The sequence below is a fragment of the Rhodopseudomonas sp. G2_2311 genome (assembly GCF_047501505.1).
Classification (GTDB): Bacteria; Pseudomonadota; Alphaproteobacteria; order Rhizobiales; family Xanthobacteraceae; genus Rhodopseudomonas; species Rhodopseudomonas palustris_H.
On the sequence record NZ_JAZDRK010000001.1, the window covers coordinates 504,521 to 516,843 of the forward strand.

Genomic DNA, 12,323 nt, shown 5'->3' on the forward strand with positions numbered 1-12,323 from the left:
CGTGCGTCAGCGCGGCACCGCCGCATCGAGCGCCAGATTGAGCTTCAACACATTGACCCGCGGCTCGCCGAGCACGCCGCCGAGCGGCTGCTGCACAGAGGCTGTGACCAGTTTGCGGAGTTGCTCCTCCGGGACGCCACGCGCTTTGGCGACACGCGGCACTTGAAACAGCGCGCCCTCCGGCGAGACATCCGGATCGAGACCGCTGCCGCTCGTGGTGACGAGATCGACCGGGATTGCGGCAGCTGGGTTCTCCGCCTTCAGCTTGGCCACGTCTTCACTCAAACGATCCGCTAGAGCCTTGCTGGTTGGGCCGAGATTGGAGCCGCCGGAGTTCGCTGCATTGTACGGCGCCGAGATCGTCTTGCTGGCGTCGGCAGGATCGGGTGCGACAGTGGCCGAGGGACGGCCGTGGAAGTAGCGGTCCTCCTTGAACTCCTGCCCGATCAGCACCGAGCCGACGACCTGGCCTCCCCGCTCAACCAGGCTTCCCTGGGCCTGATACGGAAACAGCACGGTGGCAATGCCGGTGACAGCAAGCGGATAGGCCAGACCGGTGATCATGGTGAGCGCCAGCAGCGACACGACAGCGGGGCGAACTTGCTTCAACATGACGACTTCTCCTCACACCAGATGCAGGGCCGAGACGGCCAGATCGATCGCCTTGATGCCGACGAAAGGCACCAGGATTCCTCCGAGGCCGTAGATCAGAAGATTACGCCGCAGCAGCGCCGCTGCGCCGACCGGGCGATACGAGACGCCCTTCAGCGCCAGCGGGATCAGCGCAATGATGATCAGCGCGTTGAAAATGATCGCCGACAGGATCGCGCTCTGCGGGCTGGCGAGATGCATGACGTTCAGCACGCCGAGCTGCGGATAGAACGCCAGGAACATTGCCGGGATGATGGCAAAGTACTTGGCGACGTCGTTGGCGATCGAGAACGTGGTCAGCGCCCCGCGGGTCATCAGCAGCTGCTTGCCGATCTCGACCACTTCGATCAGCTTGGTCGGGTTGGAGTCGAGATCGACCATGTTGCCGGCTTCGCGCGCCGCCTGGGTGCCGGAATTCATCGCCACGCCGACATCGGCCTGCGCCAGCGCCGGCGCGTCATTGGTGCCGTCGCCGCACATCGCCACCAGTTTGCCCTTGGCCTGCTCGTCGCGGATCAGCCTGAGCTTGTCCTCCGGCGTCGCCTGAGCGAGGAAGTCATCGACACCGGCTTCGGCGGCGATCGCTGCGGCGGTCATCGGATTGTCGCCGGTGATCATCACGGTGCGGATGCCCATCCGCCGCAGCTCGGCGAAGCGTTCGCGGATGCCGCCCTTGACGATGTCCTTGAGCTGAATGACGCCGAGCAGCTTGCCGTCACGCGCGACCGCAAGCGGCGTGCCGCCCGCCTTGGCGATCTCGTCGGCGATCGCGACAAGCTCTTGGGCGCCCTCGACGTTGGATACCGTCTCGATCGCGCGCGCGGCATTTCCTTGGGTGACTGCAACGCCGGAGACAGCCGCGACGGAGACCAGGATGGAGTCGACGGCCCCCTTACGGATCGACGATCCGCCGATGTCGACGCCGCTCATCCGCGTCTGCGCGGTGAACGGAATGAAGTGGGCGCCCAGCTCTGCCAGATCACGGCCGCGAATGCCGTGCTTCTCCTTGGCCAGCACCACGATCGAGCGGCCTTCCGGCGTTTCGTCAGCGAGCGATGCCATCTGCGCAGCGTCGGCAAGATCGCGTTCGCTGACGCCCCGCACCGGACGGAACGCGGTCGCCTGGCGATTACCGAGCGTGATGGTGCCGGTCTTGTCGAGAAGCAGCGTGTCGACGTCACCTGCGGCCTCGACGGCACGGCCCGACATCGCCAGCACGTTGAAGCGCACCAGCCGGTCCATGCCGGCAATGCCGATCGCCGACAGCAGCGCACCGATGGTAGTCGGGATCAGCGTGACGAACAGCGCCACCAGGATCACCACGGAGATCTGCCCACCCGCATAGGCCGCGAAGCTCGGGATCGTCACGGTTGCGAACACGAAGATGATGGTGAGCCCGGCGAGCAGAATGTTCAGCGCGATCTCGTTCGGGGTCTTCTGCCGCTCCGCGCCTTCGACCAGCTTGATCATCCGGTCAAGGAACGAATGGCCGACTTCCGCGGTGATCCGCACCACGATGCGATCGGAGATCACCGTGGTGCCACCGGTCACCGCCGAGCGGTCACCGCCGGACTCGCGGATCACCGGCGCGGACTCGCCGGTGATCGCCGCCTCATTGACCGAGGCCACACCTTCCACCACCTCGCCGTCGCCGGGGATCACGTCTCCGGCTTCGACCAGCACCAGATCGCCGACCGCGAGATGCTCGGCCGCGACACCTTCATACAGCTCAGTGTTGCCCTGCATCAGCAGCCGCTTCGCAACGGTCCCGACGCGAGTTTCGCGCAGCGTATTGGCCTGCGCCTTGCCGCGCCCTTCGGCGACCGCTTCGGCGAAGTTGGCGAACAGCACTGTGAACCACAGCCACAGGATGATTTGGCCGGTGAACCAGAGATCCGCGCTGCCGGTGACCAGATCCCGTACGAACAGCGCCGTGGTCAGCGCCGCGACCACTTCCACCACGAACATCACCGGATTCTTGATCATCACCCGAGGATCGAGCTTGGCGAACGATGTGCCGATCGCCGGCAACACGATCTTCGGGTCGAGCAAGGTCGATGACTTGCCGCGTGTCTTGATTTGAACCGCATCCATTGCAGTCACTCCGAATGTCTCAGAACAGGGTCTTGGCGGTCATCGAAACCTGCTCGACGATCGGGCCGAGCGCGAGCGCCGGGAAGAAGGTCAACCCACCGATGATCAGGATCACGCCAACGACCAGACCGACGAACAGCCCGCCGGTAGTCGGCAACGTGCCAGCCGACGGCGGCACCAGCTTCTTGCCGGCAAGCGATCCGGCGATGGCCATCGTCGGTACGATCATCATGAAGCGGCCGACGAACATCGCGGTCGCCAGAGTGAGGTTGTAGAAGAAGGTGTTGCCGGTGAGCCCGCCGAACGCCGACCCGTTGTTCGCAGTCGCCGACGTGAAGGCGTACAGCACCTCGCTGAAGCCATGCGGCCCGGCATTGCCCATCGAGGCGACCGCCGACGGCAGAACCACGGCGACCGCGGTCCAGCCGAGATACATCAGCGGAAGCACCAGGATCGCCAGCATCGCCATTTTCACCTCGCGCGCCTCGATCTTCTTGCCGACGTATTCCGGGGTGCGGCCGACCATCAGGCCGGCGACGAAGATCGCCAGCACGACGAACAGCAGCATGCCGTAAAGGCCGGCGCCGACGCCGCCGACAATGATCTCCCCCAGCTGCATGTTGATCAGCGGGATCATGCCGCCGAGCGCGGTGAAGGAGTCGTGCATCGCGTTCACCGCGCCGCAGGAGGCGGCGGTGGTCACCACGGCGAATAGCGCCGACGCCACGATGCCGAACCGGACTTCCTTGCCTTCCATATTGCCGCCAGTGATCCCGAGCGCATCGAGCGTCGCCGTTCCGGAAGCCTCGGCCCAGTAAGCGACCGCAATCCCGACCACGAACAACACACCCATGACGCCGAGGATGGCCCAACCCTGTCGCTGATTGCCGATCATCCGGCCGAACACGTTGGTCAGCGCGGCACCGAGCACAAAGATCGACAACATCTGCACAAAATTGGACAGCGCGGTCGGGTTCTCGAACGGATGCGCGGCATTGGCATTGAAGAAGCCGCCGCCATTGGTGCCGAGCATCTTGATCGCGACCTGCGAAGCCACAGGTCCCACGGCGATCGTCTGCTTCGCTCCTTCGAGCGTGGTCGCATCGACGTAGCTGCCCAAGGTCTGTGGCATGCCCTGCCAGACCAGGAACAGCGCATAGGGAATGCAGATCGGCAGCAGCACGTATAGCGTGCAACGGGTGATATCGACCCAGAAATTACCGACCGTCCGCGCCGACGCACGTGAGAACCCGCGGATCAAAGCCATTGCCAACACGATACCGGTCGCGGCTGACAAGAAGTTCTGGTGTGTCAGCGCCAGCATCTGCGACAGATAGGACAGCGTGCTCTCGCCGCCATAGTTCTGCCAGTTGGTGTTGGTGAGGAAGCTGATCGCGGTGTTGAACGCCAGGTCCGGCGCCACCGCACCCTGCTCCGCCGGATTGAACGGAAGCAGCGCCTGCAAACGTAGCACGGCGTAGATGATGACGAAGCCGCCGATGTGGAACAGCAGCATGGCGAGCGTAAACGTCAGCCAATGCTGTTCCTGCTTCGGATCGACACCAGCCGCACGATACAGAACGGTCTCGACCGGGCGCAGCACGGGTGTCAGCGGCGTCCACTCGCCAGCAAAGACACGCGTCATGTACCAACCGAGCGGCTTGACCAGCGCGACCACGACGGCGCCGAACAGCGCAATTTGACACCAACCAATGAAGGTCATGAGAGTCGTCCTTGTTGTGCGTCCGGCCTTGGGTCAGAACCGTTCGGGACGCAGCAGCGCGTAGGTGAGATAAGCGAGCAGTCCCGCAGTCACGGCGCCCGCCAACGCATAGTCGATGGTCATCGCTGCTCTCCTACAAACGCTCGCACGCATAAGCGTAGCCAATCGCCAGCGTGAATAACCCGGCGCACAGCGCCAGCATCAAAATGTCGGACATTGAAGGCCTCATCTGCGACGGGCATCGTCATCAACGCGCCCAACTCGTACCCTGCCGAAGTGCCACTTGCCGCGTAAGTTTTCGAGATCGTCGCTGCGACGAAGATATATGAAAGCTATAAACGGCCGGGTCGGCGTGCATCCCGTGGGAACCAGCAGGGAGCGGTCGGGCCTGGTTGTCGCCGCGGGACGCGACGTTGCTTCTGACAGCTGACCGCAGCGTGTGCCGACGAAGCGGCACGAATTCGTCACCGCGGCAGGCGACGACCTCGGAGCTCGAGTTCAACCCTCAACCGGTGCAATTTCGCAGCGGCGATCCTGGCTTTCGCCGAACGCAACACGCCCCAAATGCCGCGGAGCAATCGTTGTGCGAGGGACGGTGAAGGTTTGATGCGGGGAGCCCGCCGATCGGACAGGAGGCCCGCTGCGATCCGGATGTTTGGCGTCGTTGACATGGCGTCATCCTTGCTATGTGACCGCCACGAGATTGATTGTCGCGCCGTTTGTTTTCCAGGCTGGCGAACCGACCATTCCATAAGCGCCGCATAGCTTCGGCCGCCGAACGCCGGCTGCCTATTCTCTCTTTACATTTTCGTCCGCGGGATCGTCTCGAATCCCTATGAGGCCCTCGTCTAGCTTTGCCCACGGCGCATCAGCCGTGAGGAACGATCGTGATCAGGACTTCATCGCTGTGGATCCGCGGCCTTCGCGCTGCTGTCGACACGCTCCGCGCACAGGCAGATCGAGCGACGGCGGGTTGGCTGCGTTCGAAAGCCACACTGGCCGTTGGTCGTCACGATCGCCAGGAAACTTTGCGTATCCCGTCGGACCACTCGGCAAATGGAAAATCCGGAGAGCGCCGGTTCGCCCGCCCCTGCGCCGCGATCCTTGCACCGGGGATCCCGCTGCTCTTCGTCAGGCACGATCCTGAAGGCGGCTGGATCGTCCTCGACGAAGCCGGACGATGCCGCGGCCGCTTCCTGTTCAGATCGTCAGCGCTCACATTCGCCGGCATGACCACCGGAGAGATCAAGCCGGCGATCGTTCTCGACGATGACCAGCCGGAACGAGGGAGACACACGCGTCTCATGCACTGGCTTCCCTGGTTGAACGACTGGCCAGGGCTATGGAACGCGGCTCGAAAAGCAGTCCGGATGTACCGCCCGGGCCGACTGCGCCCCGCCCCGCGCCGTTCATTCCAAGCCACGATGGATGACCGACATGCCCACTGATGTTCGGTCGCCACCTCGGTTCAAGTCACCCCGACAAATGAAGTCCTGGGCGTGTCTCTCCGTCCTCGGTATCGCCTCGGCCTCGACGACCCTGCTGATCCTAGGGGTGTCACCATCCTGGATCGCGTTCGCCAACATCGGCATCGGTCTGGCGGCCACGGGGATATCGGCTCGTCCGAAATGGACCGGGACGGCGATGACGGAGGCACGGCCATGGTTTCCGCGCAGGGATAGAAGCCGCGAGGGCCGCCGTGCCGCTTTCATTTCGATCGCCGCGCCGTTGCTTCCGCGACGCACAATCCAGCGGTTCGAACAGGTGGCGCGGCAGTCAGATCGGGTTCACCGGAGGCGCGCCGAGGCCGAAGTGAGGCTTCGCGATTTCCATGACCGGATCACGGCGGCGTCGATCAAAACGTCGCCCGCCGTCCGGAAACTGCGGGACCATATCGCGGTGCTGTCGATCGAGGCGGTGATGGTCGATGAAGCCGTCCAGATGCTCGCCCGTGAGATGAGGGTAAGTATCCAGAGCCAGTTGCAGGCTGGTATGACCATCGCCCGCGGCAGGCGCCGATCCGACGACCGCTGGATCGATATCTTGCCCGACGATTGGGAGTCCCTCAGACTCGACGCCTCCCTCACCATCGCCCATCACAACGCCAGCGGAGAGATGATTTACTCGCAGCTTCAACTCGCTTGGCGCGCCGGCACGGTTAACCGCTGATCCCAACGACAGCACTCACACCGTGATCTGCATTCCGACTTCGACCGCACGGCCGGTCGGGATCTTGAAATACAAGCTGGCGTCGTCGGACCATTTCGCCATGTTGACGAACAGCAGGCCTTGCCACCGCGGCATCTCGGACGGAGTTGCCTGACGGATCACCCGGCGCGACAGGAAGAACGAGGTGCTCATCATGTCGAAGGCAAAACCGAGCGGCCGGCATGCCACCAGCGCTTTGGGAACGTCCGGCGTCTCCATGTAGCCGAACCGGATCGTGATTTTGGCGAAGCTGTCGTTGACCGGCTCATAGCTCAGCCGCTCCTCCGCGCTGACGCGCGGCACGTCTTCGGTCACAACCCGCAGGATCACGTTCTTCTCGTGCAGCACCTTGTTGTGCTTGAGGTTGTGCATCAACGAGGTCGGCGTCGAGTTCGGGTTGCCGGTCAGGAACACGGCGGTGCCGCGAACCCGGCTGATCGACGACGAGGCCGAGATCGAGGCGATGAAGTCGTTCAGATCGATTTCGTCCCGAACCGTCTTCCGCGCCACGATCTTTGAGCCGCGGCGCCATGTCACCATCACGCCCATCAGGCCAACGCCGATCATCAACGGGATCCAGCCGCCATCGACGATCTTGAGCAGATTGGCCATCAGGAAGATCAGGTCGATGATCAGGAACGGCACGATCACCGCGGTCGCGACCGCCGCCGGCCAATGCCAACACTTCCGCATCACGAAGAACGCCATGATGCTGGTCAGCACCATCGTGCCGGTGACGGCAATGCCGTAGGCCGACGCCAACGCGCTCGAGGATTTGAACGCGAATACCAGATACAGCACCGCGATCAGGAGCAGCCAGTTGGCGCGCGGAATGTAGATCTGCCCCTTCTCGGTCTCGGACGTGCGCCGGATCTCCATCCGCGGCAGCAGCCCGAGCTGGATCGCCTGCTGGGTCAGCGAATAGGCGCCCGAGATCACTGCCTGGCTGGCGATGATCGTGGCGCCGGTCGCGATCCAGACCATCGGCAGCAGCGCCCAATCCGGAAACAGCAGGAAGAACGGGTTCTCCAGCCGCTCCGGATACGACAGCAGCATCGCGCCCTGCCCCAGGTAGCACAGCGCGAGCGACGGAAATACCAGGACCAGCCACGCGACCTGGATCGGCCGTCGGCCGAAATGCCCCATGTCGGCGTACAGCGCCTCGGCACCGGTCACCGTCAGAAACACCGCACCGAGCGCCAGCAGGCCGGCGTGGCCGTGATGCAGCAGAAACTCGATACCGTAGATCGGATTGACCGCGCCAAGAATATGGAGATTGCCGATCAGATTGGCGGTGCCGGCCACCGCCATCAGGCCGAACCAGATCAGCATCAACGGTCCGAACCACGTCGCAACGGCCGCAGTGCCCCAGCTCTGCACCAGAAACAGCCCGACCAGGATCGCCATGCTGAGCGGCAGGATGTACGGATCAAAACCCGGCGCGACCAGCTTCAAGCCTTCGACAGCCGACAGCACCGAGATCGCCGGCGTGATGATGGCGTCGCCATAGAACAACGCGGCACCGGCCATGCCGAGCAGCGAGATTGCCGCGAACCGCCGCCGCATCACGCTCTGCAGCAGTGCCATCAGGGTCAGTGTGCCGCCTTCGCCGTGGTTGTCGGCGCGCATGATCAGCAGCACATATTTCAAGGTGACGATGATCAGCAGCGTCCACAGCATCAGCGACAGCACGCCGAAGACCATCTCTTCCGTCAGCGCCCCGCCCGCGGACGCGGCGCTGAGGCTTTCCTTCAGGGCATACAACGGGCTGGTGCCGATATCGCCGTAGACGACCCCGATCGACCCCAGGGCGAGCGTCCAGAACGAGTTCGGCTTGGGAGAGTCCTTCGCGATGGTGACGTCGGAAACGGCTTCAGTCATGGCGCCCTGTGACGTTCAGCGGGCCACCTGCCCGCAGCTTCCGGCACCCTGAAATTACGGCGGACGCGACGTCAAGACATCGATGCAAGCAATCGTAGCTACGCCTATACGGCTCCTATATCGGGCCCGACGGTTCTTTATGAGATCTTTATATCGGTCTCCTGCTAGGTCCAAAAAGTGCCCCGATCGCCCCTTTTCGCAAAGCTTCACCCGCGCAAACGCTGGGATCGGCTTGTCCCGAATCTCAACTTCCAACGCCGGCATCGGTCACCTCCAGGGCTCCCCCACCGCACGGCCAGATGCGATGGCTGCCCGTGCTCACCGCCGGCGATACGTACCATTCGTTTCCTGACCAGCCTCGGCTCCTAGAGGGATTTCCTGACGTGACGATCACGAGTCCGTGTTCAGACGGACCACCCCGCATGTCATCCCCGATTTACTACGCGTCGCGCCGGCCTAGTGTCGCAACGCGGTCGCGTGAACTACGCGACGCAACAAGAGGGTCATCTAATGGTCGACGATTCGAAAAAGGTCTGGCCCACGGGTCTGACGATTGCTGAATCCGAGGAAATCCACAAGCACGTGATCGATGGCGCGCGCATCTTCGTGGCGATCGCGATCGTGGCGCACTTCCTGGCGTATGTGTATTCGCCTTGGCTGCACTAAGGAGCCACTGAGATGAATCAAGGTCGTATCTGGACCGTTGTCAGTCCGACAGTCGGTCTTCCGTTGCTGCTCGGCAGCGTGGCCGTCATGGCTTTTGCCGTGCATTTCGCGGTCCTCGAAAACACCTCGTGGGTGGCCGCTTTCATGAACGGTAAGTCCGTCGCTGCGGCGCCCGCACCAGCGGCGCCGGCCGCGCCGGCTAAGAAGTAACTTCCCGTTCCTGAGTGACGGAGGGAGCCCGCAGCGACGGCTCTGTCCTCCTGGAGAGTCCGAGACCTCGGAGCTCCCTCCCGATCTCCCCCTTGTTGCCCTTGCCGGCGCTGACAGCCGATTGACGAGGCCATGACCTCGCCCCGCCGAATGCGATCGGGCGCCGATCCTCTACAGATCCACTCTTCCAGCGATATCCCATTCCCGCGGCGCTGCCGACGGCCAACGCGGTCGCGCGATGCGGCACGCAGGCGCCAATGACGAGGTCGGATGATGTCGTCTGGCGGGCACATGCCCCTGCGGGCAAGGACGCCCCGCAAGAGAGCTCGAAGCAGCAATCATGCAACAGGCTGGGAGGAAGGATGTCCGAGTCCGCAGGCGGCACCTCAAGAGTGCCGCCTGCGCCGTAAGCAACTCGGGAGGTGCGCGAGATGGCAGGCTCGCTAAATCTTCGAGTTACCGCGGACTGTCGACAGTGATGGCTGAAAACACTGTCGGCAGAGGGAAAATGGACGGTCGACTCCGCACTCAGGCTCTGGTCAGGAACAGCGTGTTGACGTCCACCAAAAGAGGCGTGCCGGAGAACGAACTGTAGGCGCCCTTCTGTTCGACCAACAAAGGTGTTCCCGAGAACGACTTATAGGTTTCGCCGTCGAGCAGCAGAGGCGTCCCAGACATCGAGCGGTAGCCTCCGGTCTGCTTGATCACCAGCGGCTTGCCGGAATTCGAGCGGTAAGCGCCCTGCTGCTCGATGATCAACGGCGTGCCGGAATGTCCTTTGAACGGCTGCGATTTACTCAGCACCGGCAGACGCAGCAGCGACGAGAACGGAGCCGCATCGTCCCATGCACGCGGCTTGGCAGCCGGTTTGTTGACGATCGGATTGTACTTCTTCATGATTTCGGTGGCCTTGCCGCCGGCTCCGAAATGCGCAGGCACGATCGCAACAGCACCGCCTCGGCTGATCGTTTCGGCCAGGCCCGCAGCGGTCGCGCGCAGGACGCCGAGCTTGCTGATCGCATTGGTGAGATCGGCAATGCTGCCGCGGTTCGGCACGGTCCCGTTCGGAAGAACCTGAGCCTTGTCGAAACCGTTCGTCTTCAATTCAGATTCCAGACCCGCAACCTGGCGGACGGTCTCGTAGCAGAGAATGACTTGAAACGTCATGGCATCTCTCCTTCACGTCCCGGGCAGATCAACCGACACCAGCGCGCGGTCGGAAAGCGCGCAGGAACCAGGGAAGAGCCAGGAAGCCTGGCTGACCGCGGTAGCGGGGATCCTCGGATCCCAGCCACCGCAGCAACAGTCAGAGACTGTCTTAGACGGCCTTGATCGAGCTCTCGATCGCGGCAGCCTTACCGTTCATGAACTTCGCGACCCAGGTGGTGTGCGTCAGCACAGCGAAGTGGACCAGGAAGACCATGATGGCAACGCTGCCGAGCAGCAGCGGGAGACCGACGGTCGGCTTCACAACAGTCCAGATACGACCTTGATTCATCTTCGATACTCCTTAGTGCAGCCAGGGCGAGTAAACGTACGCCAGGAAATGCGCGACGATCGCGATGGCCACGAAAATCCGCGAACCATCGATCACGTGCTTGTGGAGCTCTTCCGATTCCGCGATGGTCAGCCCAGTCGGCCAGACCTTGTTCGGATCGTCTACCATGGATAACCTCCTAAGAGACTAACGATCAGTTTCGTGCTGAACCCGCACGCAGGTAGTTGTTCACTGCTACGCCGAACGAGTGCTCGCGGTGTCAGCAATGGATTTGATGATCGCTTCGCTGTCTGCATCCGAAATTTCGGAAGCGTCTCAGCTCGGCTCTCGTGCGCCCCGCCCCGATAATCATCAAGATTCTGTGATCAGGACGCGGGGTGAACTTACGCCGACGTCTCGAAGCGTCAATTTGGGCTGACAGAAGCGAACCGTCCGTACGATGCTGGATGTTGGACTCCAACGTCAGGATTTCCTGACGTTCCGATTTGATTTGCGCCAACCGACCACGACACCGCCGGGTGTAGTTTTCGCCGTGAAGATCAGGGTGCAGCGAGAACGCTTTCGTCACCCCAATCTTGTGCGGTGGATGGTGCGGACGATGGATCAGAAACTCACGCGGCGAGTGCATCAGGGACATCTCCGGATTTTTATCGCGGACGATCATCCGGTGGTCTTGAGCGGGATGAAGACGCTGCTCCAAGCCGATCCCGAGCTCGAAGTCGTCGGCGAAGCAGCGGATGGTCCGACAGCGCTTCGTCGAGCGATCGAACTGCAGCCGGACGTGGCGGTGTTCGATCTGTCGATGCCCGGGCTGTACGGCATGGAGGTTATCCAGAAATACCTCGCAGCCCGTCCCAAGGCCCGCGTCGTCGTCGTCTCGGTGCAGGAGGACGGCGCCAATCTGCGCCGGCTGCTGAAGCTCGGCGTCGCCGGCTACATTCTCAAGCGATCGGCCACCGATGAACTGATCCGCGGCATTCATGCGGTGGCCAAGGGTGGTGTGTATCTCGATCCGGCGATCGCCGGTCAGGCGCTGGGCAGAGTCGTCCATGCCGCGCCGACAAATCTCGGCGAAACCAGCCAGATCTCGCATCTCAGCGCCCGCGAGTTGGATGTGCTCCGGCTGGCGTCGGTCGGGCACAGCAACAAGGTGATCTCCGCCAAGCTTCAGGTTGGGCCGAAGAGCGTCGAGACCTATAAGGCGCGCGCCATGGAGAAGCTGGGCTTCACCAACCGCGTCGAACTGATCCGCTTCGCGCTGGACATGGGCTGGCTGGAAAACTCCGGGTTGTAGACAGCGACGTCTCCCGTTCTGCAGATTTCGACGGGTCGACAGGGAGCGCCGAAGATTGGCATTTTATTACCAATTTGGTCGGCAGCGGCAGACCTTCC

At 62.7% G+C, this 12,323-nt stretch carries 13 protein-coding genes; 5 read left to right on the forward strand and 8 right to left on the reverse strand.

Annotated features, from left to right (window positions below; genetic code table 11):
* Positions 1-6: 6 nt before the first annotated feature.
* Genes VRZ08_RS02430 through VRZ08_RS02445 form a run of 4 tightly spaced genes read right to left on the reverse strand, consistent with a single transcriptional unit; the run spans position 7 to position 4,591 of the window.
* Positions 7-612 carry a K(+)-transporting ATPase subunit C gene (locus VRZ08_RS02430; protein WP_414531464.1) on the reverse strand — a complete coding sequence of 202 codons (606 nt, stop codon included), beginning with the start codon at positions 610-612 and terminating at the stop codon, positions 7-9.
* A 12-nt stretch (positions 613-624) separates the two neighbouring features.
* On the reverse strand, positions 625-2,745 hold the full coding sequence (kdpB, locus tag VRZ08_RS02435) for a potassium-transporting ATPase subunit KdpB (RefSeq protein WP_414531465.1): 2,121 nt from the start codon (positions 2,743-2,745) through the stop codon (positions 625-627).
* A 19-nt stretch (positions 2,746-2,764) separates the two neighbouring features.
* Complete coding sequence (gene kdpA / locus VRZ08_RS02440; protein ID WP_414531466.1) at positions 2,765-4,468, reverse strand: potassium-transporting ATPase subunit KdpA; 1,704 nt, start codon at positions 4,466-4,468, stop codon at positions 2,765-2,767.
* Between the two features lie 33 nt (positions 4,469-4,501).
* Complete coding sequence (locus VRZ08_RS02445; protein ID WP_104511648.1) at positions 4,502-4,591, reverse strand: K(+)-transporting ATPase subunit F; 90 nt, start codon at positions 4,589-4,591, stop codon at positions 4,502-4,504.
* A 764-nt stretch (positions 4,592-5,355) separates the two neighbouring features.
* Between VRZ08_RS02445 and VRZ08_RS02450 the strand changes: the two genes are divergently transcribed.
* The gene (locus VRZ08_RS02450) at positions 5,356-5,916 is read left to right on the forward strand and encodes a hypothetical protein (RefSeq protein WP_264052517.1); all 561 of its coding nucleotides are present in this window, start codon (positions 5,356-5,358) and stop codon (positions 5,914-5,916) included.
* On the forward strand, positions 5,897-6,637 hold the full coding sequence (locus tag VRZ08_RS02455; RefSeq protein ID WP_414531467.1) for a hypothetical protein: 741 nt from the start codon (positions 5,897-5,899) through the stop codon (positions 6,635-6,637). Before VRZ08_RS02450 ends, VRZ08_RS02455 begins: the two co-directional genes overlap by 20 nt.
* Before the next feature lie 15 nt (positions 6,638-6,652).
* Here the strand turns inward: VRZ08_RS02455 and VRZ08_RS02460 are convergent, their stop codons facing one another.
* Positions 6,653-8,557, reverse strand: a complete 1,905-nt coding sequence (locus VRZ08_RS02460) for a potassium transporter Kup (protein ID WP_414531468.1) — start codon at positions 8,555-8,557, stop codon at positions 6,653-6,655.
* Positions 8,558-9,067: 510 nt separating this feature from the next.
* Here VRZ08_RS02460 and pufB (VRZ08_RS02465) point away from each other — a divergent pair.
* Positions 9,068-9,223: a light-harvesting antenna LH1, beta subunit gene (pufB, locus tag VRZ08_RS02465; protein ID WP_011158557.1), complete on the forward strand. Its 156-nt coding sequence runs from the start codon at positions 9,068-9,070 to the stop codon at positions 9,221-9,223.
* Positions 9,224-9,235: 12 nt separating this feature from the next.
* On the forward strand, positions 9,236-9,433 hold the full coding sequence (locus VRZ08_RS02470; protein ID WP_107344888.1) for a light-harvesting protein: 198 nt from the start codon (positions 9,236-9,238) through the stop codon (positions 9,431-9,433).
* A gap of 528 nt (positions 9,434-9,961) precedes the next feature.
* On the opposite strand, the gene VRZ08_RS02475 is transcribed toward VRZ08_RS02470, so the two are convergent.
* The 3 genes from VRZ08_RS02475 to pufB (VRZ08_RS02485) form a co-directional block, all read right to left on the reverse strand.
* Positions 9,962-10,600, reverse strand: coding sequence for a hypothetical protein (locus tag VRZ08_RS02475; protein ID WP_414531469.1), 639 nt, complete (start codon positions 10,598-10,600; stop codon positions 9,962-9,964).
* Positions 10,601-10,751: 151 nt separating this feature from the next.
* Positions 10,752-10,931 (reverse strand): light-harvesting protein, encoded by a 180-nt coding sequence (locus tag VRZ08_RS02480; RefSeq protein WP_011158559.1) that lies wholly within the window; start codon positions 10,929-10,931, stop codon positions 10,752-10,754.
* 12 nt (positions 10,932-10,943) lie between these two features.
* On the reverse strand, positions 10,944-11,099 hold the full coding sequence (gene pufB / locus VRZ08_RS02485) for a light-harvesting antenna LH1, beta subunit (RefSeq protein ID WP_011158560.1): 156 nt from the start codon (positions 11,097-11,099) through the stop codon (positions 10,944-10,946).
* A 418-nt stretch (positions 11,100-11,517) separates the two neighbouring features.
* Between pufB (VRZ08_RS02485) and VRZ08_RS02490 the strand changes: the two genes are divergently transcribed.
* Positions 11,518-12,225, forward strand: a complete 708-nt coding sequence (locus tag VRZ08_RS02490; protein WP_264052521.1) for a response regulator transcription factor — start codon at positions 11,518-11,520, stop codon at positions 12,223-12,225.
* The last annotated feature ends 98 nt before the right edge of the window (positions 12,226-12,323 follow it).

Excerpts from the sequence above, each read along its gene's own strand:
- VRZ08_RS02430 (WP_414531464.1), bottom strand. The coding sequence starts at position 612 with ATGTTGAAGCAAGTTCGCCCCGCTGTCGTGTCGCTGCTGGCGCTCACC.
- kdpB (WP_414531465.1), bottom strand. The coding sequence starts at position 2,745 with ATGGATGCGGTTCAAATCAAGACACGCGGCAAGTCATCGACCTTGCTC.
- kdpA (WP_414531466.1), bottom strand. The coding sequence starts at position 4,468 with ATGACCTTCATTGGTTGGTGTCAAATTGCGCTGTTCGGCGCCGTCGTG.
- VRZ08_RS02445 (WP_104511648.1), bottom strand. The coding sequence starts at position 4,591 with ATGACCATCGACTATGCGTTGGCGGGCGCCGTGACTGCGGGACTGCTC.
- VRZ08_RS02455 (WP_414531467.1), top strand. The coding sequence starts at position 5,897 with ATGACCGACATGCCCACTGATGTTCGGTCGCCACCTCGGTTCAAGTCA.
- VRZ08_RS02460 (WP_414531468.1), bottom strand. The coding sequence starts at position 8,557 with ATGACTGAAGCCGTTTCCGACGTCACCATCGCGAAGGACTCTCCCAAG.
- pufB (WP_011158557.1), top strand. The coding sequence starts at position 9,068 with ATGGTCGACGATTCGAAAAAGGTCTGGCCCACGGGTCTGACGATTGCT.
- VRZ08_RS02470 (WP_107344888.1), top strand. The coding sequence starts at position 9,236 with ATGAATCAAGGTCGTATCTGGACCGTTGTCAGTCCGACAGTCGGTCTT.
- VRZ08_RS02475 (WP_414531469.1), bottom strand. The coding sequence starts at position 10,600 with ATGACGTTTCAAGTCATTCTCTGCTACGAGACCGTCCGCCAGGTTGCG.
- VRZ08_RS02480 (WP_011158559.1), bottom strand. The coding sequence starts at position 10,931 with ATGAATCAAGGTCGTATCTGGACTGTTGTGAAGCCGACCGTCGGTCTC.
- pufB (WP_011158560.1), bottom strand. The coding sequence starts at position 11,099 with ATGGTAGACGATCCGAACAAGGTCTGGCCGACTGGGCTGACCATCGCG.
- VRZ08_RS02490 (WP_264052521.1), top strand. The coding sequence starts at position 11,518 with ATGGTGCGGACGATGGATCAGAAACTCACGCGGCGAGTGCATCAGGGA.